Source organism: Microbacterium sp. NPDC087592, assembly GCF_044743585.1.
In the GTDB taxonomy this organism is placed as follows: Bacteria; Actinomycetota; Actinomycetes; order Actinomycetales; family Microbacteriaceae; genus Microbacterium.
In genome coordinates this window covers 467179-487108 of sequence record NZ_JBIUWT010000002.1, presented here as the reverse complement: position 1 = coordinate 487108, position 19930 = coordinate 467179, and the positions used below count along the sequence as shown (strand labels likewise).

General features: G+C 67.7%; 16 protein-coding genes. 8 read left to right on the top strand and 8 right to left on the bottom strand.

Annotation, left to right across the window (positions count from 1 at the left end; translation table 11 throughout):
- Window positions 1–7 precede the first annotated feature (7 nt).
- The gene (locus tag ACIOTO_RS15265; protein ID WP_400858475.1) at window positions 8–2449 is read left to right on the top strand and encodes a DNA topoisomerase (ATP-hydrolyzing) subunit A; all 2442 of its coding nucleotides are present in this window, start codon (window positions 8–10) and stop codon (window positions 2447–2449) included.
- A 60-nt stretch (window positions 2450–2509) separates the two neighbouring features.
- Here ACIOTO_RS15265 and ACIOTO_RS15260 read toward each other — a convergent pair whose 3' ends face one another.
- The gene (locus ACIOTO_RS15260) at window positions 2510–4636 is read right to left on the bottom strand and encodes a DNA topoisomerase IV subunit B (RefSeq protein WP_029263259.1); all 2127 of its coding nucleotides are present in this window, start codon (window positions 4634–4636) and stop codon (window positions 2510–2512) included.
- Between the two features lie 181 nt (window positions 4637–4817).
- Between ACIOTO_RS15260 and ACIOTO_RS15255 the strand changes: the two genes are divergently transcribed.
- A complete protein-coding gene (locus tag ACIOTO_RS15255) occupies window positions 4818–5036 on the top strand; it encodes a hypothetical protein (RefSeq protein WP_029263258.1) in 219 nt (72 codons plus the stop codon).
- A gap of 14 nt (window positions 5037–5050) precedes the next feature.
- Here ACIOTO_RS15255 and ACIOTO_RS15250 read toward each other — a convergent pair whose 3' ends face one another.
- Window positions 5051–6091, bottom strand: a complete 1041-nt coding sequence (locus ACIOTO_RS15250) for an alanine racemase (RefSeq protein ID WP_400858474.1) — start codon at window positions 6089–6091, stop codon at window positions 5051–5053.
- Window positions 6088–6792 (bottom strand): alanine racemase, encoded by a 705-nt coding sequence (locus tag ACIOTO_RS15245; RefSeq protein ID WP_400858473.1) that lies wholly within the window; start codon window positions 6790–6792, stop codon window positions 6088–6090. Before ACIOTO_RS15245 ends, ACIOTO_RS15250 begins: the two co-directional genes overlap by 4 nt.
- Before the next feature lie 80 nt (window positions 6793–6872).
- Here ACIOTO_RS15245 and ACIOTO_RS15240 point away from each other — a divergent pair, with 80 nt between their 5' ends.
- Window positions 6873–7889 (top strand): sugar-transfer associated ATP-grasp domain-containing protein, encoded by a 1017-nt coding sequence (locus ACIOTO_RS15240; protein WP_029263255.1) that lies wholly within the window; start codon window positions 6873–6875, stop codon window positions 7887–7889.
- Window positions 7890–7952: 63 nt separating this feature from the next.
- On the opposite strand, the gene ACIOTO_RS15235 is transcribed toward ACIOTO_RS15240, so the two are convergent.
- The 3 genes from ACIOTO_RS15235 to ACIOTO_RS15225 form a co-directional block, all read right to left on the bottom strand.
- The gene (locus ACIOTO_RS15235; protein ID WP_029263254.1) at window positions 7953–8648 is read right to left on the bottom strand and encodes a coenzyme F420-0:L-glutamate ligase; all 696 of its coding nucleotides are present in this window, start codon (window positions 8646–8648) and stop codon (window positions 7953–7955) included.
- Window positions 8645–9883: an RNA polymerase sigma factor gene (locus ACIOTO_RS15230; protein ID WP_029263253.1), complete on the bottom strand. Its 1239-nt coding sequence runs from the start codon at window positions 9881–9883 to the stop codon at window positions 8645–8647. The genes ACIOTO_RS15235 and ACIOTO_RS15230 overlap by 4 nt, the downstream gene beginning before the upstream one ends.
- Before the next feature lie 168 nt (window positions 9884–10051).
- A complete protein-coding gene (locus tag ACIOTO_RS15225) occupies window positions 10052–10993 on the bottom strand; it encodes a proteasome assembly chaperone family protein (RefSeq protein WP_400858472.1) in 942 nt (313 codons plus the stop codon).
- A 114-nt stretch (window positions 10994–11107) separates the two neighbouring features.
- Here ACIOTO_RS15225 and ACIOTO_RS15220 point away from each other — a divergent pair, with 114 nt between their 5' ends.
- The 3 genes from ACIOTO_RS15220 (at window position 11108) to sucB (ending at window position 15782) form a co-directional block, all read left to right on the top strand.
- Window positions 11108–12580: a leucyl aminopeptidase gene (locus ACIOTO_RS15220; protein ID WP_400858471.1), complete on the top strand. Its 1473-nt coding sequence runs from the start codon at window positions 11108–11110 to the stop codon at window positions 12578–12580.
- A 3-nt stretch (window positions 12581–12583) separates the two neighbouring features.
- Window positions 12584–13957, top strand: coding sequence for a dihydrolipoyl dehydrogenase (gene lpdA, locus ACIOTO_RS15215; RefSeq protein ID WP_400858470.1), 1374 nt, complete (start codon window positions 12584–12586; stop codon window positions 13955–13957).
- A gap of 67 nt (window positions 13958–14024) precedes the next feature.
- Window positions 14025–15782 (top strand): 2-oxoglutarate dehydrogenase, E2 component, dihydrolipoamide succinyltransferase, encoded by a 1758-nt coding sequence (gene sucB / locus ACIOTO_RS15210; protein ID WP_400858469.1) that lies wholly within the window; start codon window positions 14025–14027, stop codon window positions 15780–15782.
- A 13-nt stretch (window positions 15783–15795) separates the two neighbouring features.
- On the opposite strand, the gene ACIOTO_RS15205 is transcribed toward sucB, so the two are convergent.
- Complete coding sequence (locus ACIOTO_RS15205) at window positions 15796–17295, bottom strand: hypothetical protein (protein ID WP_400858468.1); 1500 nt, start codon at window positions 17293–17295, stop codon at window positions 15796–15798.
- A gap of 164 nt (window positions 17296–17459) precedes the next feature.
- On the opposite strand from ACIOTO_RS15205, the gene ACIOTO_RS15200 reads away from it, so the two are divergent.
- Window positions 17460–18170 carry a DUF4191 domain-containing protein gene (locus ACIOTO_RS15200; RefSeq protein WP_105710038.1) on the top strand — a complete coding sequence of 237 codons (711 nt, stop codon included), beginning with the start codon at window positions 17460–17462 and terminating at the stop codon, window positions 18168–18170.
- A gap of 60 nt (window positions 18171–18230) precedes the next feature.
- On the opposite strand, the gene ACIOTO_RS15195 is transcribed toward ACIOTO_RS15200, so the two are convergent.
- The gene (locus ACIOTO_RS15195) at window positions 18231–19418 is read right to left on the bottom strand and encodes a RimK family alpha-L-glutamate ligase (RefSeq protein ID WP_029262827.1); all 1188 of its coding nucleotides are present in this window, start codon (window positions 19416–19418) and stop codon (window positions 18231–18233) included.
- Window positions 19419–19438: 20 nt separating this feature from the next.
- On the opposite strand from ACIOTO_RS15195, the gene ACIOTO_RS15190 reads away from it, so the two are divergent.
- A complete protein-coding gene (locus ACIOTO_RS15190; RefSeq protein ID WP_400858467.1) occupies window positions 19439–19930 on the top strand; it encodes an ATP-dependent zinc protease in 492 nt (163 codons plus the stop codon).

Sequence of the window (19930 nt, the reverse complement as noted above, 5' to 3'; positions counted from 1 at the left end):
GAAGTCCATGCCGAAAACCCCGCCGCCCGAGCCCGTCGAGGAGCGCATCCAGGACATCGATCTCTCCGCCGAGATGCAGGGTTCGTTCCTCGAGTACGCGTACTCGGTGATCTACTCACGCGCTCTGCCCGATGCCCGTGACGGTCTGAAGCCGGTGCAACGCCGCATCCTGTACCAGATGGCCGAGATGGGGCTGCGCCCCGACCGCGGCCACGTCAAGAGCGCCCGTGTCGTGGGCGAGGTGATGGGAAAGCTCCACCCTCACGGCGACTCCGCGATCTACGACGCGCTGGTTCGTCTCGCGCAGGAGTGGGCGCTGCGTGTGCCCCTGATCGACGGCCACGGCAACTTCGGATCCCTCGACGACGGTCCGGCGGCTGCGCGGTACACCGAGGCCAGGCTTGCCGCGGCGGCGCTCGCCCTCACCGAGAACCTCGACGAAGATGTCGTCGACTTCATCCCGAACTACGACGGTCAGTTCCAGCAGCCGGCTGTGCTGCCGGCCGCGTTCCCGAACCTCCTCGTCAACGGCGCCAGCGGTATCGCCGTGGGCATGGCTACGAACATGGCGCCGCACAACCTCATCGAGGTCGTGGCGGCCGCGACCCACCTGCTCGAGAACCCGGATGCCACCACCGAGGAGCTGATGGAGTTCGTCCCCGGTCCCGATTTCCCCTCGGGCGGCATCCTGATGGGTCTCGACGGCGTCAAGGACGCGTACGCGAACGGACGCGGAGCGCTCAAGGTCCGCGGTAAGACGTCGATCGAGCCCCTGGGTCCGCGGCGCACCGGGATCATCGTCTCCGAGCTGCCCTACATGGTGGGCCCGGAACGCCTGATCGAGAAGATCCGCGACGCCGTGCAGGCGAAGAAGCTGCAGGGGATCAGCGACGTCACCGATCTGACCGACCGCAACCACGGGCTTCGCGTCGCGATCGGCGTCAAGACCGGGTTCGACCCGAACGCGGTCCTCGAGCAGCTGTACCGCCTGACCCCGCTCGAGGACTCGTTCAGCATCAACAACGTCGCACTCGTCGACGGCCAGCCGCGCACCCTCGGCCTGAAGGAGATGCTGAGCGTCTACGTGGGCCATCGCCTCGAAGTGATCACGCGGCGGAGTCGCTACCGCCTCGCGCGCCGCGAGGAACGTCTTCACCTCGTCGAGGGCTTGCTCATCGCGATCCTCGACATCGACGAGGTCATCCAGGTCATCCGCTCCTCCGACGACTCGGAGCAGGCGCGCACACGTCTGCGCTCGGTGTTCGATCTGAGCGAGCTGCAGGCCGAGTACATCCTCGAGCTTCGACTGCGGCGCCTGACCAAGTTCTCACGCATCGAGCTCGAGACCGAGCGCGATGCGCTGCTGGCGGAGATCGCCTCGCTCCGTGAGCTGCTCGGCAGCCCGGTGCTCCTGCGCGGCGTGGTCGCCAAGGAGCTCGATGCTGCGGCCGATGCCTACGGCACACCGCGCCGTACGCTTCTGATGAACGCCGCTCCCCCGAAGCCACGAGCGACCAAGGGAGCGGTCGATCTGCAGATCGCCGACGCCCCCACGGCCCTTGTCCTCTCCACCACGGGCCGCGCCGTGCGGGTCGACCTCGGTGAGGGACAGGAGCTCACGGTTCCGGCACGCCGCAGCAAGCACGACGCGATCCTGACGACGGTCGAGACGACGGTCCGCGCGGAGATCGGGGCTCTCACCAGCCTCGGCCGTGTCGTGCGCTTCTCCCCCGTCGACCTGCCCTCCGTCCCCGCGACCTCCGTCCAGCTCGCTGCGGGGACACCGCTGCGTGACTACCTCGGGATCACGACCAGGAACGAGCGGATCCTCGGGTTCGTGCGTTTCGACAGCGAGACGCCGATCGCCCTCGGGACGGCGCAGGGAACGGTGAAGCGCATCGTCCCGTCGTCGCTGCCGGTGCGCCCCGACCTCGAAGTCATCGGCATGAAGCCCGGCGACACGGTCGTGGGAGCAGCAGAGGCCCGCGACGACTCCGATCTCGTGTTCGTCACGAGCGATGCCCAGCTGCTCCACTTCCCCGCCGCGAACGTGCGCCCTCAGGGTGCACCTGCGGGCGGCATGGCCGGTGTCAAGCTCGGCTCCGGTGCGACCGTGCTGTTCTTCGGCGTCGTCGATCCCACGGCGGAGGCCGTCGTGGCGACGGTCTCCGGTGGCGAGAGCATCCTGCCCGGCACGGACCCGGGACGTGCGAAGGTCTCGGCCTTCACGGAATACCCGGCGAAGGGCCGCGCGACGGGCGGCGTGCGCGCGCACTCGTTCCTGAAGGGCGAAGATCGGCTCACCGTCGCCTGGGTGGGACCGAACCCGCCTTTGGCTGTCGACCCGACCGGCGCCGTGCGCAAGCTCCCTGAAGCCGGAGCACGACGTGACGCCTCGGGTCAGCCCATCGACGGCGTGATCGGCAGCATCGGCCGCACACTCGTCTGAGAACGGGAGACGGGCCGCGGCGATCCGCGGCCCCTCTCCCGTTTCTTCCCCCGATCGGGGTCAGGCGTCGATCGATTCGCGCGACAGCCGGTCGGACGAGTCGATGATGAACTCGCGGCGCGGGGCCACCTCGTTGCCCATCAGGAGCTCGAAGACACGGCCCGCGGCCTCGGCATCCTCCATGCGCACGCGACGCAGCAGACGGCCGGAGCGGTCCATCGTCGTGTTCGCCAGCTGTTCGGCGTCCATCTCACCGAGACCCTTGTAGCGCTGGATCGGCTCGTGCCAGCGTTTGCCGGCCTTGCGGAGCTTCGTCAGGAGCGCGTGCATCTCTTGCTCGCTGTAGGTGTAGATCGTCTCATTCGGCTTCGACCCCGGGTTCATGACGATGACCCGGTGCAACGGTGGAACGGCGGCGAACACGCGTCCGTCCTCGATCAGCGGCCGCATGTAACGGAAGAACAGCGTCAGCAGCAGCGTGCGGATGTGCGCGCCGTCGACGTCGGCGTCGCTCATCAGGATGATCTTCCCGTAGCGAGCGGCGCTGAGGTCGAACGTGCGGCCGGAGCCGGCACCGATCACCTGGATGATCGAGGCGCACTCGGCGTTCGACAGCATGTCGCCGACGGAGGCCTTCTGCACGTTGAGGATCTTTCCTCGAATGGGCAGCAGGGCCTGGAACTCGCTGTTGCGCGCGTTCTTCGCGGTACCGAGCGCCGAGTCGCCCTCGACGATGAAGAGCTCGCTGCGGTCCACCTCGTTCGTTCGACAGTCGACGAGCTTCGTGGGAAGAGTCGACGACTCGAGGGCGTTCTTCCGGCGCTGCGTCTCCTTGTGGGCGCGCGCGGACACGCGGGCCTTCATCTCGGAGACGATCTTGTCGAGCAGCTGCGACGCCTGGTTCTTGTCGTCGCGCTTGGTCGAGCTGAAGCGCTCCCCCAGGTCCTTGCGGATCACCTGGGCGACGATCGCGCGCACCGCCGGCGTGCCCAGGATCTCCTTGGTCTGGCCCTCGAACTGCGGCTCCGGAACGTTGACCGTCAGGACCGCCGTGAGACCGGCCAGGACGTCGTCCTTCTCGAGCTTGTCGTTGCCGACCTTGAGGCGGCGCGCGTTTTGCTCGACCTGGGTCCGCAACACCTTCAGGAGCTCCTGCTCGAACCCCTGCTGGTGGGTACCGCCCTTGGGCGTGGAGATGATGTTGACGAATGAACGGACGCGGGTGTCGTAACCGGTGCCCCAGCGCAGCGCGATGTCGACGGCGCACGTTCGCTCCACCTCGGTGGAGACCATGTGCCCGTCGGCCTGCAGCACGGGAACGGTCTCCTTGAACGTTCCCTCCCCCTGGATGCGCCAGGTGTCCGTGACAGGAGGATCGGTCGCCAGGTACTCGACGAACTCCGAGATGCCGCCTTCGTACAGGTAGGAGGTCTCGACGGGGCCGAGCGTGGTGGTCTCACCGTCGGAATCAGGGATCGGGACGACCTGACCGGCAGCGCGCTCGTCCTTGACGACGATCTCGAGCCCCGGAACGAGGAAGGCCGTCTGGCGCGCCCGCGTCTCGAGCTCCGCGAGTTGGAAGGCCGCATCCTTCGTGAAGATCTGACGGTCGGCCCAGTAGCGCACGCGGGTCCCGGTGACGCCGCGAGGCGCCTTGCCGATGACGCGGAGCTCGCTATTCTCCTGGAACGGTGTGAACGGGGCGTCCGGGCGCTTCTCTCCCGAATCCTTGAAGATGCCGGGCTCGCCGCGATGGAACGACATCGCATAGGTCTTCCCGCCACGATCCACCTCGACGTCGAGGCGCTCCGAGAGCGCGTTCACGACCGATGCGCCGACGCCGTGCAGACCACCCGATGCGGCGTAGGAGCCACCGCCGAACTTTCCGCCCGCGTGCAGCTTGGTGTAGACGACCTCGACGCCGGTGAGGCCGGTACGCGGCTCGACGTCGACGGGGATGCCGCGGCCGCGATCATGGACCTCGACGCTGCCGTCGGCGTGCAGGATGATGTCGATCTTCGTGCCGTTGCCTGCCACCGCCTCGTCGACGGAGTTGTCGATGATCTCCCAGAGGCAGTGCATGAGGCCCGGCGAGCCGTTCGACCCGATATACATGCCCGGGCGCTTGCGGACAGCTTCGAGCCCTTCAAGCACCTGGAGATGGTGGGCAGAATACTCGGCATTCACAATCTCTGAGTCTATTCTCGCGACCTGCGCTCCAGCCGCAGACACTCCCCGCGCGCGTCCAGTCCGTTCCCGTCCCGTACGCGCTGAGCGAAACACGCCGCAAACCGGGCATGCACACAGGTGCAGCGTGGTTGTATTGACCAAATCAGCAAGCGAAGCCGACACCCGAGGAGGCACCGAGATGAATGCAACGACCGAACGTGACACCTCCACCATCGAGTTCCGTCTGACGGCCATGGATCGTTGCGATTCCTGCGGCGCTCAGGCGTACATCGCCGCCGAGGTGAACGGCTCCGAGCTCCTGTTCTGCGCCCACCACGGCCGCAAGTACGAAGAGAAGCTCCGCAGCATCGCGACCAGCTGGCACGACGAGACAGCACGCCTGATCCAGGCGGTCTGACGCCCTTCAGCCCGTCAGTCCTGTACGACCCGGCGGACCCGAGCGGTCAGCCGGGTGAGGATCTCCTCGCCCACCGTGTCGATACTCTCAGCGAGCGTGGTCGCAGACGATTCTCCGCGCTCACCCGCGCCGAACAGGGTGACCTCGTCCCCCACCCTGAGGCCCGGCCACCCGGCGACGACCGACGTCGTCTGATCGACGGCCATCAGATTCCGGGCACCGTCCGGCGTCCCCACGTCGACACCCCTGAGCGTCGAGGGGAAACCGTCGAAACTGCCGATCGAGATCACGGCGTCGCCTGCGTCGACATCGACGACGGTCGCCACCAGACTCGCCACCGGACGGACGCCCGGCAGCTCAGGGCCGTCGGCGGAACGGATGCCGTAGCAGAACGCTCCGATTCGCGACACCGTGCCGCGCATCTCGGGACGCCACCAGGATGCCGCTGAGGCGGTCAGGTGCAGCGAAGCGGGGACCGGCCCCGACTCCCCCACAACGCGCACCGCGTCCAGGAACATCTCTTGCGCATCGTCGTCCTCCTCGTCGCTCGCCTCGGCGATGTGACTCCACACGCCATCGAGTTCGAGGAGTCCTGCACGCTCCGCCGCCCGGGCCTCAGCCACCGTCGCTGCCCAATCCTCCGGCAGGATGCCGTTGCGGTGCAGCCCCGTGTCGATCTTCAGGTGCACGCGCGCGCACACGCCGAGGGCTTCGGCGCGGGTGATGATCCGCCGCAGGTAGGCGGTCGTTCCCACTCCGAGATCGATCTGCTGCAGGAGGGCGTCGTCGACCTCAGCATCCGTCGATGTCGCCCATGCGAAGATCCGCGCATCCCCGCCGGCGATGCGTCGAACGCTCAGTCCACCTGCGATGTCGTAGCTGCCGAACCGCTCGACGCCTGCCTGGACCGCCGTCTCGACGGCCCACGCGAGCCCGTGTCCGTATGCGTCGTCCTTGAGCACGAGCATGAGGGCCGACGGCGCGATCCGCGTGCGCACGGCCTCGATGTTCGTGCGGAAGACGCTGCTGCTGACGCGCAGCTCCGGGCGGCTCACGCCTCCCACCCCCGAACCGCGTGTGCACCGGCCACCGTGACGAGCTCCGCCGCCGCCATCCGGGTGACCGTGCTCCATCGGGCGAGTCCGTCCGCAGCGGTGCCGTGTCCACCGAAGTAGGTGACCTCCGCGCCGGCTTCGACGTCGGAGCCGGCGAGGTCGACGACGCAGACGTCCATGGCGACGCGCCCGATGATGGGTCGCGCGACACCGTCGATGTCGACGAGCCCCTGGTTCCCGAGCGCTCGCACGATGCCCTGTGCGTAACCGCCCGTCACGAGCGCCACCGTCGTGTCTGCGGACGCGCGGTAGGTGTAGCCGTACGAGACTGCGTCGCCTGCACGAAGGCGCTTGGTGGACATCACGCGGCCGGTCAGGCGCATCACGGGCTCCGTCACGAGGACGCCTGACTCATCAGGAAGTCCGTACAACAGAGTCGGATCGATATCGGCGTCGCCGGAGGTCACCCCGACGATCCCCTCCAGACGCAGCGCCTCGACCTCTCCGTCGGCGTCGACCAGCACCTGCTCCGCGCCGGCGGCGGTCACCGCCTGAGCGACAGCGAGCACGCCGTGCCCCCAGGCATCGCGACGCAGATCGGCGACGCGCCCGCCGGCGATCACCGCCGCTGACGCCCCTGCAGCCAGGGCAGACCGGGAGATGATCGCTCGCGGCAGGGCGCTGGAAGTCGTCTCACACACGTCCTCCACCCTAGCTTCCGACTCCCAGGTGGACCTGCGCAGCCCCCGTAGACTGGTGGAGACCCCGACCCTGGAGCCATATGTCTCGTCTTTCCCTCACGCCCCGCATCCGCTACCTGCTGGGACGTGCCCGCCGCATCGATGTCGGATCGGTGGTGGAACGAGCGAAAGAGGCTTCGGAGCAGCACCACAAGGCCGTACCCGGCATCATCGTCGACATGCTGTGGTCCGCCGCCCGTCACAACGTCGGCTTCCAGGACTACATCGACTACGACTTCGCCATGCTCACCAAGGCCGAGCGCGAGACCTACATGACGCATCCGGTGTCGAACCAGCTCTCGCAGCGGTACGACCACCCGGACTACCGCTGGATCTTCCAGGACAAGGTCGAGTTCGACAAGCAGTTCTCCGCGTTCCTGAAGCGCGAGTGGATGGTCGTCGAAGAAGGCAACGCCGACGCCGTGCGTGAGCTCACCCAGCGCCTCGGCACGATCGTGACGAAGGAGCCGGTGGGGCAGGCCGGCACCGGAGTGCACCGCTACCACGCTGCCGACATCGAGGACTGGAACGAGTTCCACCGCGGACTGCTGGAGCGCGGCGAACTGCTCATCGAAGAGGTCATCCGTCAGCACGACGCCCTGGCGGCCGTGTGCCCCGGCACCGTGAACACCACCCGCATCACCGCGTTCTTCGACGGCGAGAAGGCGCACATCCTCGCGATGGCGCAGAAGTTCGGCCGCGGCGAGGTCAGCGATCAGATGACCTTCGGCGGCTTCTACACGATGCTCGATGAGAACGGCCACGCCGTGGGAGCCGGGTACGACTCGCACGGGCACGTGCACGAGACGCACCCCGACTCGGGTTTCCGCATCGCCGACTTCCAGTTGCCGTACATGGACGAGGTGCGGGCATTCATCGATGAGGTCGCCCGTGTCGTGCCGCAGGTGCAGTACGTCGGCTGGGACATCGTCGTGTCCCCCGACGGCCCCGTGCTCGTCGAGGGCAACTGGGGCGCCGGCGTCTATGAGAACAAGCCCAGCGTCACCGGCATCCGCACCGGTCACAAGCCCCGCTATCGTGAGGTCATCGGCTTCTGAACCATGAAGAGAAAGGCCCCGGATGCTCGAGCATCCGGGGCCTTCTTCGTGAGTTCCGAGAGATCAGATCGCGCGGACGATACCGAGCGGCGTGGACTCGAGGCCCTGGCCGAGCGGGTTGTCGCCGAGGATCTTCACCAGACGACGCTCACCGTCTTTGTCGAGCGTCGAACCGAGGATGTTGCCACCGAGATCGTTGATGTCGACCACGGCGACCTCCGCGTGACCGCCGACGAGCTTCTTGAGGCGGGCCGCGACACCGTCGGGATCCTTCGGCCCGAGCACGACCGCCTCGTTGTACGGCGGGATCGTGTGCTTGGTCGGTCCGTCGATCGCGCGTGCCTTATCGCCCGCGATGCGATAGAAGTCTCCCCGGCGACCGAACGCCTTGGTGACCGCCGCCACAGCCGAAGCGAAGAGGATCCGCGGCGTACCGCACTCCCGCAACGCCATCTCCATCGTCTCCGGCATGCCGAGCCCGATGCCGTACGGCGTGCGTGTGACGTACTTCGACAGGAACAACGCGAGCTTGCGCGGCTTGATCTCATCGAGACGGTACGACCGCCCCTGCGTGATCGCCACGATCTTCTCGGTCACGAACAGCAGATCGCCCGGCTGCACCGCGTCCTTGGCGTACTCGGTGATGATCGCATCGAGGTCGTCCTCGGGCATGACCACGCGAGTGCGCAGCGGAATGCGCGCATAGTTCTTGCCGTCGACGCTCGCCTCGAGAGCCTTGCCGTCGTTCGCCTGGCTCATTCGAGGTAGTCCCGCAGGGACTGCGAACGGCTCGGGTGACGCAACTTCGCCATCGTCTTCGACTCGATCTGGCGGATGCGCTCGCGCGTCACGCCGAACGTGTCACCGATCTGGTCGAGGGTCTTCGGCTGACCGTCGCCCAGGCCGAAGCGCATGCGGATCACGCCTGCTTCGCGCTCGGAGAGCGAGTCGAGCAGCTGTTCCAGCTGACGCTGCAGCATGGTGAACCCCACGGCGTCTGCGGGGACCACGGCCTCGGTGTCCTCGATCAGGTCGCCGAACTCGCTGTCGCCGTCCTCACCGAGCGGAGTGTGCAGCGAGATGGGCTCGCGGCCGTACTTCTGCACCTCCACGACCTTCTCCGGCGTCATGTCCAGCTCGCGGCTGAGCTCTTCCGGAGTGGGTTCGCGACCGAGGTCCTGCAGCATCTGACGCTGCACGCGGGCGAGCTTGTTGATGACCTCGACCATGTGCACCGGGATGCGGATCGTGCGGGCCTGGTCGGCCATGGCACGGGTGATCGCCTGACGGATCCACCAGGTGGCGTAGGTCGAGAACTTGAAGCCCTTGGTGTAGTCGAACTTCTCCACAGCGCGGATCAGCCCGAGGTTGCCCTCCTGGATCAGATCCAGGAACTGCATGCCGCGGCCCGTGTAGCGCTTCGCGAGGGAGACGACGAGACGGAGGTTGGCACCGAGCAGGTGGCTCTTCGCGCGCTGGCCGTCGCGGGCGACCCACTGCAGGTCGAGTCCGAGCTGGCTCGTCTTCTCGGCCGCCGTCATCGCCGACAGCTTCTCTTCGGCGAACAGACCCGCCTCGATGCGCATGGCGAGCTCGACCTCTTCGGCCGCGTTCAGTAGCGCGACCTTTCCGATCTGCTTCAGGTAGTCCTTGACGGGGTCAGCCGTCGCACCGGTGATCTGCGTCGAGTAGACCGGGACGTCTTCGTCGTCGTTCGACGAGATGACGATCGCGCCGGTCGGCAGCGGCTCGGTGAACTTCGGCTTGGCGTCTTCGTCCTCATCGTCGTCGACAGCGGCCACGGCAGGAGCCTCGTCTTCTTCGACGACGTCCTCGGCCTTCTTCTTCTTGACGGGGGCGCGCTTTGCGGCAGCACGCTTCGCTGCGCTCAACGGCGCGGGCTTCTCGGGCGCATCAGCCTCGACCGGAGCGTCGGCGGTCGTCTCTTCGGCAGCCTTCTTCGTCCGGGTGTTCTTCGTCGTGGCAGGAGTCACGTTTCGCCTTTCACGGAGCTGCTGTGTAGCCCCGGGACATTTCGGACACTAGTAAGACCCTTGTCAAGTCCAGCGTTCGAAAACACTGATTGACAACGGGTCAGAGTCCTAGTATCGCACACGTGTGGCGATGCGGACGCATTCCGACGAAGTTCTGCCGTATCGATCTCACCCGCGACCGGGCTTGTCCTCGTCGCCGGAGGGACGAGAGGCGAGATAGCGCTCCAGCTCAGCCGCCAGTTCATCGGCGCTGGGCAGGTCGCGCTCGCTGAATCCGCCCTCGTCATAGGAGTCGTCGTCGGGGTTACGCCCCGCCATATAGGCGTCGTACCGGCGCTCGAGATTGTGCACCATCTGCTGCAGCTCGTCGTTCCCGGCGACCTGCTCCCCCACTCGGGTCAGGTAATCCTCGCGCCGCTCCTGCACCGCGTCGAGCATGAGCACCAGGCCCGTCGAGGCCATGAGCTTCTCGGCGGCGGCGATCACGGCATCGGGGTTCTCCGTCTCCGCGAGATAGTGCGGCACCAGGAGCACGAATCCGACGGCACGCTCGCCGCGTTCGATGAAGCGGTACTCGAGCAGGTGTCCCGCGGTGGCCGGGACCTGTGTGCGCGGCCTCCACACCGAATGCGCAACCGTGAGGTCGCGTCGGTTGCCACTCACCGTCGTGCCGATCGGACGCGTGTGCGGCACCGGCATGGCGATCGAGTGGACCCAGTGGAGCCCGGAAACCTCGAACTCCGCGGCCAGATCCAGCACCGTGCTCCCGAACGCGTTCCAGGCGAAGTCCGGCTCATAGCCGGCGAGGAGCAGGAAGGGCCGATCCAGGGCATCCGTCGCGAGGGAGAGCTCGAGCCGGGGCGGACGGAACTCGGTGAGGTGGTCCTGATCGAAGGAGATCACCGGACGCCGTGCGCGATAGTCCAGCAGAGCGTCGTTGTCGAAGACGACGACCGGCTCGGGCGACGCGGTCTCGCGCAGGTGGTCGATGAGCCCGGAGACAGCGCTGCCCGCATCGGTGAAACCGGTGAGGAGAACCACCAGGGGCAGGCCGTGCGGCACTTTCGGCGCATTCGCGACACGTTCGTGGATCTCACCGGAGAAGGGCATACCCCCATGCTACGAGCAGGTCCGGATACCGGGGCGCGACGCATCATGCTGAGAGCGAACACTCCCATGGGCGGCGGACGACCATGCTGCGGCGAAGATCCTAGGATGGAAGACATGACGCTTCCCGTGCTCTCGCACAACACCGCTCAGTTCCCCGGAAGCGCTGCAGATGCCGCAGTGCTCGTCGTCGCCACTCTTCCCGAGTCTGCGGAATCGCTATCCGCCTACCCCGGCCTGGCGGACGCGCTGGCCGGCATCGGATTCACCGGCTCCGCCGGATCATTCGCCCGTGTGCACCTCCCCGAGGTCAGCACCTTGCCGTTCGCGGTCGTGGGAGCAGGCGACAAGCCCGATGCCGCCGCCGTGCGCAATGCGGCCGGCGCCGCGCTGCGCTCCCTCACCGGATTCGACCACGTCGCGCTCGGTCTCGCCGACGGCCTCGAGGGGTTCGCCCCTGCAGCGGCCGAGGGCGCGGTCCTCGGCGGCCACCGCTTCGACGGATACCGTTCCGAGAAAGGCAAGACCCGCGCCACCGCGGTCACCCTCCACGCGGTGCTCACCGATGAGGAGGCAGCCCATGCCCAGACCATCGGCGATGCGGTGGCGCTGATCAAGGACCTCGTCAACGTGCCTGCCGAGTGGCAGAGCCCTGCGCAGCTTGCGCAGACTGCCGCCGACAGCGTCGCCGACCTCGACGTCACGGTCGAGATCCTCGACGAGAAGGAGCTGGCGGAGAAGGGCTTCGGAGGCATCCTGGGCGTCGGACAGGGCTCCGACCGGCCGCCGCGGCTCGTGCGCCTCGACTACTCCCCCGCGGGTGCGAATCGACACATCGCCCTCGTCGGCAAGGGCATCACGTTCGACACAGGGGGACTGTCCCTGAAGCCCGCGGCGTCGATGGTCGGGATGAAGTTCGACATGGCGGGAGCGGCCACGTCTCTTGCGGCGCTCCGCGCGATCGCCGCGCTGCAGCTGCCGGTGCGCGTGACGGCGTGGCTCTGCATCACCGACAACATGCCGTCCGGGCGAGCACTCCGTCCCGGCGACGTCATCCGCATCCTCGACGGCACGACCGTCGAAGTCCAGAACACCGATGCCGAAGGCCGGCTCGTCCTCGCCGACGGCCTGGTCGCCGCGAGTCGCGAGCAACCCGACGTGATCATCGACGTCGCCACTCTCACGGGTGCGATCGTCGCCGCCCTCGGACACCGGCACACGGGCGTCTTCGGCGACGACGACACCGTCGCCGAGTTCCTCGCCGCCGCCGAGCAGGTCGACGAGCCCGCCTGGCACATGCCGCTCCCCAGCTACATGGAGGAGTCCCTCGAGTCGCCCATCGCCGACCTGCAGAACGCGAACATGGGTGACCGGATGGGAGGCGCCTCGTTCGCCGGTCTGTTCCTGCGCCGTTTCGTCGGCCGCACTTCCGAGGCCGAGGACGCCCCGCGCATCCCCTGGGTCCACCTCGACATCGCCGGCTCCGGCGAGCACGGTGGATCACCGTACGGCTTCACGGAGAAGGGCCCCACGGGGGCGATGGTCCGATCGATCGTCGCCTTCGCCGCAGCATCCCACAAGGAGGCATGACACATGACAACCCACACCTTCGACGTCGTCGTCCTGGGCGGCGGAAGCGGCGGCTACGCCGCGGCTCTGCGCGCGAGTGAGCTCGGCAAGTCCGTCGCACTCGTCGAGAAGGACAAGGTCGGCGGCACCTGCCTGCACCGCGGCTGCATCCCGACCAAGGCGCTGCTGCACGCCGCCGAGGTCGCCGAGCATGTGCGCGACGCCGCCTCCGTCGGCGTCACCGCGACGCTGCAGGGGATCGATCCAGCTGGTGTCCGGGCGTACCGCGAGGGCATCGTCGCAAAGAAGTTCAAGGGCCTCGAAGGCCTCGTGAAGGCCCGCGGCATCATCACCGTCGCCGGTCTCGGCCGACTGAACGCCGACCGCAGCGTCAGTGTCGGCGACGATGTGTACGTCGGCGCCGATGTGGTGCTCGCGACAGGCTCGTACAGTCGTTCACTTCCCGGCCTCGACATCGGCGGACGGATCCTCACGAGCGAGCAGGCGCTCGCGCTCGACGTCATCCCGGAGCGCGTCCTCATCCTCGGCGGTGGCGTGATCGGCGTCGAGTTCGCCAGCGTGTGGCGCTCCTTCGGTTCCGAGGTCACGATCATCGAGGCTCTGCCGCACCTGGTTCCAAACGAGGACATCGCCCTCAGCAAGGGCCTCGAGCGCGCATTCCGTCGTCGCGGCATCCAGTACTCGCTCGGTGTCCGCTTCCAGACGGCGACGCAGGACGACTCCTCGGTCACCGTCACGCTCGAAGACGGCAAGGAGTTCACGGCCGACTACCTGCTCGTCGCGGTCGGACGAGGCCCCGTCACCGCAGACCTCGGATTCGAAGAGGCAGGCGTCACCCTCGACCGCGGCTTCGTGACGGTCGACGAGAACCTGCGCACCGGCGTTCCCGGGGTCTGGGCTGTGGGGGACATCGTTCCCGGCCTGCAGCTCGCCCACCGCGGATTCCAGCAGGGCATCGCCGTCGCCGAACGCATCGCCGGTCTGTCCCCCGCGAACATCCCGGACGTGCAGATCCCCAAGGTCACGTACTCGAGCCCCGAGGTCGCCTCGGTCGGCATCACCGAGGAGGCTGCGATCGCCGAGCACGGTGCCGATGCGGTCGCCGCTTACGAGTACAACCTCGCCGGCAACGGCAAGAGTGAGATCATCGGGACGAGCGGGCTCGTCAAGGTCGTCCGGCTCAAGGACGGCCCCGTTCTCGGCGTGCATCTGCTCGGCGATCGCGTCGGCGAGCTCATCACCGAGGGACAGCTCGCTGTCGCCTGGGAAGCGCATCCTGAGGACATCGCCCCCCTGATCCACGCCCACCCGACCCAGAGCGAGGCACTCGGCGAAGCCTTCCTCGCACTGGCCGGCAAGCCCCTGCACGCCCTCTGAGCACCAACCGGTGCCCGAGTCACTAAGCTAGACAAGCGTCATACAACTTCTTGAAGGAGACTCAGTCATGAGCACATCCGTCGTCCTCCCCGCTCTCGGCGAGAGCGTCACAGAGGGTACGGTCACCCGCTGGCTCAAGCAGGTGGGAGACACCGTGCAGGCGGATGAGGGCCTGCTCGAGATCTCGACCGACAAGGTCGACACCGAGATCCCCTCCCCCGTTTCCGGCGTGATCGAGGAGATCCTCGTGGCCGAAGACGAGACCGTCGAGGTCGGTGCGCTTCTCGCGCGAATCGGCGATGGCAGCGAGTCGGCTCCTGCGGGAGACGCTCCTACTGCCGCCGAGGCTGCACCCGCTGAACCCGCGCCCGCCGAGGCAGCGCCCACGGAATCCGCACCTGCTGCGGCCGCACCTGCCGCTGAGGCCCCCGCACCCGCCGCGGAGACGCCGGCTGCAGAATCCGCTCCCGCCGGCGACGCGACCGACATCGTGCTTCCCGAGCTCGGCGAGAGTGTCACCGAAGGCACCGTGACCCGTTGGCTCAAGCAGGTCGGCGACAGCATCGCCGTCGACGAGGCGCTTCTGGAGATCTCGACCGACAAGGTCGACACCGAGATCCCGTCGCCGGTCGCCGGTGTGCTGCAGGAGATCGTTGCCGGCGAAGACGAGACCGTCGCCGTCGGCGCTGTCCTCGCTCGCGTCGGTTCCGGCGCGGCAGCGGCAGCTGAGGCACCGGCCGCTGCGGCACCTGCTGCCGCCCCGGCTCCCGCTCCTGCCGCGGCACCCGCCGCCGCACCGGCACCTGCTGCCGCTCCCGCACCCGCCGCCGCTCCCGCACCCGCCGCCGCACCGGCACCGGCTGCTGCTCCGGCTCCTGCCGCTGCTGCTCCGGCCGCACAGAAGCTCGCGCTGCCCACCGAGAACGACAACCTGTACGTGACGCCGCTGGTGCGCCGCCTCGCCGCACAGCAGGGCGTGGACCTCGCCTCCGTCACCGGAACCGGTGTGGGTGGCCGCATCCGCAAGGAAGACGTCCTCAAGGCTGCCGAGACCGCCACGGCACCCGCTGCGGCAGCCGCGTCGGCCTCGGCACCGCTCGAGGTGTCTCCGCTGCGTGGCACCACGCAGCCGATGTCGCGCCTGCGCAAGGTTCTGGCCAAGCGCGCCGTCGAGTCCATGCAGCAGACCGCTCAGCTCACCACGGTGGTCGAGGTCGATGTCACGGCTCTGGCCGACTACCGCGACAGCGTGAAGGCGTCGTTCCTCGAGAAGACCGGCGACAAGCTGTCGTTCCTGCCGTTCTTCGCGCTGGCGACCGCGGAGGCGCTGCAGGCGTTCCCGATCGTGAACGCGACCGTCGACGGTGAGAACATCGTGTACCCGGCGAGCGAGAACGTGTCGATCGCGGTCGACACCGAGCGCGGTCTGCTCACGCCTGTGCTGCGCGACGCGGCCTCGAAGAACATCGCGCAGATCGCACACGAGATCGCTGATCTCGCCGCCCGCACGCGTGACAACAAGCTGAAGCCGGACGAGCTCGCCGGAGGAACGTTCACGCTGACCAACACCGGTTCGCGGGGCGCATTGTTCGACACCCCGGTCGTCTTCCTTCCGCAGTCCGCGATCCTCGGCACCGGCACGGTCGTCAAGCGTCCCGGCCTCGTGAAGGTCGGCGGTGCGGATGCCATCGCGATCCGTTCGTACGTGTACCTCGCCCTCTCGTACGACCACCGGATCATCGATGGTGCGGATGCAGCACGGTTCCTGGGTGCGGTGAAGGCCCGCCTCGAGTCGGCGCAGTTCGCCGCTCAGCTCGGCGCCTGACCGATAGAGCACCTCATGGCTGGTCCGCGACGTCATACACGTCGCGGACCAGCCATTTCTCTTCCGTCCGGATGAGGACGACCATCATGTGCGCCGGTTCCCGAGAGTTCACCTCTCCGGCCTCCTCATCGCCATGACCGACCTCGAGCCGCACGACGGCGACGTCCCCGTACTCGTCGACCAGCTCGACGACGGTCCCCTCCGCCGCCCCGAGCTGATTCACCACACCGTCAGACCCTGAGGCCACGGCCTCAGGGCACGCGACGTCGGCACGAGCACGGCAGGTCGTGATCGTCGTGAGCAGAACTGCCGCTGCGGCCACAGGATCGGCTCCTCCCGACGAGCTGTTCCTGTTCGGATCTCCACCTGCCCTCGTCTCGTCCGCCGTCCCCTTCTCCGTAGACCCCTCGGATTCCTCGTGCGCCCCGGCGTCCTCCGACACGGGCGTGGCCGATGGCTCACCCCCCGAGGGTGCCGATGCCGATTCGGCCGCCCGCCGCCCTCCTGCATCAGCAGCCTCGCCCGGCTCGCCACCGTCCGGCCACAGCAGGCCCGCGGCGAGCACGACGACCGCCACGGCTGCCGCCACGATGAACGGACGTCGCCGCGAGTGCGACCGCGTGCCTTGATCCCCTGCCTCACCCGTCCTTCGGCCTCGCCGCCCCGGTACCCCCGCCGCGATCCGCGCATACGCGACCCGGAAGGACTCCTTCGCGGCGTCGGCGAGTGTCACGGCTGTGGTCGCGATCCCCCGGCTCCCGCGGCGACGATCCGCCCGCAGACGCTGACCGTTCCGCGAAAGGACCGGTTGATGCGCCGTGATCACGCGCGCGACCTCCCTCGCACGCTCCGGCGCATGCGACCCGCGATCGAGAGGTTGTGGAGCAGCGACGCTCAGGAGCTCTTGCTCCCACACATCGAGGAGCCGGCGCGGGATGCGCGGCTGTGTGGCGGCCTTCTCGAGCCCCTTCTCGATCACGCTGAGCGCCCGCGTGAGCACCTTGTCGGTGCTGTCTTCGCCCAGTCGCCGGACGATCTGCGCCGCTCCTTCTCGCGCATCCACCCCTGCTCCGAAGACGAACATCGGCCGTCCGCCGTCGGTCACCCACCATGCTCCGGTGCGTGTCCCCTCCGCACCATCGCCGATCTCGTCGAGACCGCGCAGCAGGCTGATCACGAGGGTGCAGCACTCCCCCGGTTTCAGCACTGCCCCCGTGGCCGATCGACGGATCAGGAGCCCCAGCACCTGATCCGTGCACCACGGGAGCAGCACATCGTGGCCACCGCCTCGTCGGATGACGTCGATCGGTGCGGCCACATGCTCCGCCCCCGAGTGCCGCCATCCGATCCATCCTCCGAGAGCCGAGGCGTCCACCCGCACCGCCACTGCGTCCCCCGAAGTGACCAGTGCGCCCTCGAACGGCCCCTCATCCGCGTCGAGAACCCGAACGACCCGATGCGCGGCCGGAAGAAGGGCCGTCCCCCGAGCGTCATGCGTGCCGATGTCTGTCATTCCTCCATCACAGCCCACCGCACACCGGGATCTGCGTGATCCGGGCCTCACCGAACGGGTTCCGGCCGATGCCGAGAATGTGCAGGAAGAGTGCCGTCACATCCGACTCCGCTTCACGCGAACGCCGACATCACGAGGGCCGCGGACTCGGTAGGCTGGTCCCCATGGCAAAGCGTGCTCCTGAACCCGAAAAGCGTCCTGGGTTCTTCTCCCAGATCAAGTCCCTCTTCCGGTTCACCCGTGAGGCCTACCCGTGGCTTCCGTGGGCTCAGCTCGCGATCCTGGTCGGCGGCGTCCTCATCGGCCTCGTCGCCGGCTACCTGATCCCGCCATTCCAGATCTGGACGCTCGTCCTCTGGGGCATCACGGGTCTCATGCTCGGCGTCCTCGGCGCGCTGTTCCTCATGACCCGAATGTCGACTTCGGCCATGTACACGAAGATCGACGGCATGCCCGGCGCCACCGGCCACGTGCTCAGCACCAGCCTCGGACGCAGCTGGCAGGCGTCGGAGACGCCCGTCGGCATCAACCCGAAGACGCAGGAGGCGGTGTACCGCACCATCGGTCGCGGTGGCATCGTCGTCGTGGGAGAAGGTGCGCGGGGCCGCCTGACCCGCCTCGTCAACGAGGAGCGCAGCAAAGCCCAGCGCGTCGCGCACGGAGTTCCCGTCACGGTGCTCTACGTCGGGCACGGCGAGGACGAGGTCGCGATCGCCGACCTGGCGAAGACGATCAAGAAGCTCCCGAAGGCCATCGACAAGACCACCATGGCAGCGGTCATCCGCCGCGTGGACTCGGTCTCGCAGTCGCTGTCTTCGCTGCCGATCCCCAAGGGGATCGACCCGACGAAGGTGCGCTCGCAGCGACCTCGTTGAGCCCAGCACTCTGAAACGAAGAGCGCGGCCGTTTTCCTCTGAGGGCGGCCGCGCTCTCGTTCATTCGGAGAGCGGCTGCCGAGGCAGGCGACGGACCTTCGCACGCCGACGACGACGCTCGGGAACCATCGAACGCATCTCGTCGAGCTTGCCGAAGCAGAACAGTCGGTCGTCCGCCTCGAGGACCACGTGCTTGCGCGGGTTCGGGATCACGCTCACGCCGCGGTGGAGCGTGAGGACCGTGATGTCGCGTTCCCAGAGGCCCGCCTCACCCAGAGTCTTGCCGACCAGGTCGACGGCGCCATGCACCATCAGTTCCGCGACGCCGTATCCCGTCGAAACCGTGAGCCGTTGCCGCACATCGATCTCGGGGAACGCGACCTGACCGGCGATGTAGTCGATGATCGCGCCGGCGACATCGAGCTTCGTCGCCGTCTCGATGCCCTGCAGCCCCGGCGAGGAGTTGACCTCCATGACCAGCGGTCCGTCGTCACCTTCGAGCATGTCGACGCCGGCGACCCGCAGCCCCATGATCTGCGCGGAACGGACGGCGGCACGTTCGTACACGGGGTCGAGTTCGACGGCCTCGACGGATCCCCCGCGGTGCACGTTCGAGCGGAATTCGTCTCCGGCGGCCGAACGCCGCATCGCGGCCACGACACGGTCGCCGACGACGAGGGCCCGGATGTCGCGTCCGCGACTCTCCGAGATGAATTTCTGGATCAGCACGTTCTGCTTGGTGGAGTGCAGCGTCTCGATGATCGCCTCGGCCACCTTCACCTGGGGCGCGAGGATGACTCCGATCCCCTGGGTTCCCTCCAGCAGCTTGATCACGACCGGCGCCCCACCGACGCGCTCGATCGCCGGACGCACGTCTGCGCGATTGCGTACGAACGCCGTCGGCGGCATCGCGATGTTGTGCCGTGACAGGATCTGATTCGCGCGGAGCTTGTCCCGTGCGCTGGAGATCCCGTTCGCGGTGTTCGGCGTGTACACGTCCATCTGCTCGAACTGCCGCACCACGGCGGTGCCGAAGTAAGTGATCGAGTTGCCGATGCGGGGCAGGATCGCGTCGTAGTCGCTGAGCTGACGACCCCGATAGTGGAGGTCAGGTTCATCGGCCGTGAGATCGATCGCGAAGCGCAGCGTATTGAGCACCTTGACGTTGTGTCCGCGCTGAAGCGCAGCTGCGCGCAGTCGCTGGGTGGAGTACGCCTGCGGCGCACGGGAGAGCACTGCGATCTTCACGGGGGATTTTTCCTGCCAGGATGTATCAGGTGAGTAGGACTACCCCCCATTCAAACACCCTTACGGGGTGGCGAGAATGGGTGAGCCTGCCCGATCTCGGAGTCGACTGGCTGAAAGCCAAGATCGACACCGGTGCGCGCACCTCCTCACTGCACGCGTTCGACATCTTCGAGTTCGAACAGGACGCCCAGCCCTGGGTCCGTTTCAAGGTCAAACCCTGGCAGGACAGCCAGGAGGACGCCGTGGTCGTCGAGTGCCCGGTCCACGACCGGCGCGCCGTGCGCAGCTCGTCGGGGCACGCACAGGAGCGCCTCGTGGTGGAGTTGTTGATCCGCCTCGTCGACCGCGAAGTGCTCGCCGAGGTGACGCTGAGCAACCGCGACGAGATGGGCTTCCGGATGCTCATCGGAAGAGAAGCGCTGCGGCAGGGATTCTCGGTCGACCCGGCACGATCGTTCCTCGGCGGACGCGCACCCCGAGAGGCGCGTCGCCGCAACCGCGGCAAGATCTGA

Excerpts from the sequence above, each read along its gene's own strand:
- ACIOTO_RS15265 (WP_400858475.1), top strand. The coding sequence starts at position 8 with ATGCCGAAAACCCCGCCGCCCGAGCCCGTCGAGGAGCGCATCCAGGAC.
- ACIOTO_RS15255 (WP_029263258.1), top strand. The coding sequence starts at position 4,818 with ATGAATGCAACGACCGAACGTGACACCTCCACCATCGAGTTCCGTCTG.
- ACIOTO_RS15240 (WP_029263255.1), top strand. The coding sequence starts at position 6,873 with ATGTCTCGTCTTTCCCTCACGCCCCGCATCCGCTACCTGCTGGGACGT.
- ACIOTO_RS15235 (WP_029263254.1), bottom strand. The coding sequence starts at position 8,648 with ATGAGCCAGGCGAACGACGGCAAGGCTCTCGAGGCGAGCGTCGACGGC.
- ACIOTO_RS15225 (WP_400858472.1), bottom strand. The coding sequence starts at position 10,993 with ATGCCCTTCTCCGGTGAGATCCACGAACGTGTCGCGAATGCGCCGAAA.
- ACIOTO_RS15220 (WP_400858471.1), top strand. The coding sequence starts at position 11,108 with ATGACGCTTCCCGTGCTCTCGCACAACACCGCTCAGTTCCCCGGAAGC.
- lpdA (WP_400858470.1), top strand. The coding sequence starts at position 12,584 with ATGACAACCCACACCTTCGACGTCGTCGTCCTGGGCGGCGGAAGCGGC.
- sucB (WP_400858469.1), top strand. The coding sequence starts at position 14,025 with ATGAGCACATCCGTCGTCCTCCCCGCTCTCGGCGAGAGCGTCACAGAG.
- ACIOTO_RS15205 (WP_400858468.1), bottom strand. The coding sequence starts at position 17,295 with ATGACAGACATCGGCACGCATGACGCTCGGGGGACGGCCCTTCTTCCG.
- ACIOTO_RS15200 (WP_105710038.1), top strand. The coding sequence starts at position 17,460 with ATGGCAAAGCGTGCTCCTGAACCCGAAAAGCGTCCTGGGTTCTTCTCC.
- ACIOTO_RS15190 (WP_400858467.1), top strand. The coding sequence starts at position 19,439 with ATGTATCAGGTGAGTAGGACTACCCCCCATTCAAACACCCTTACGGGG.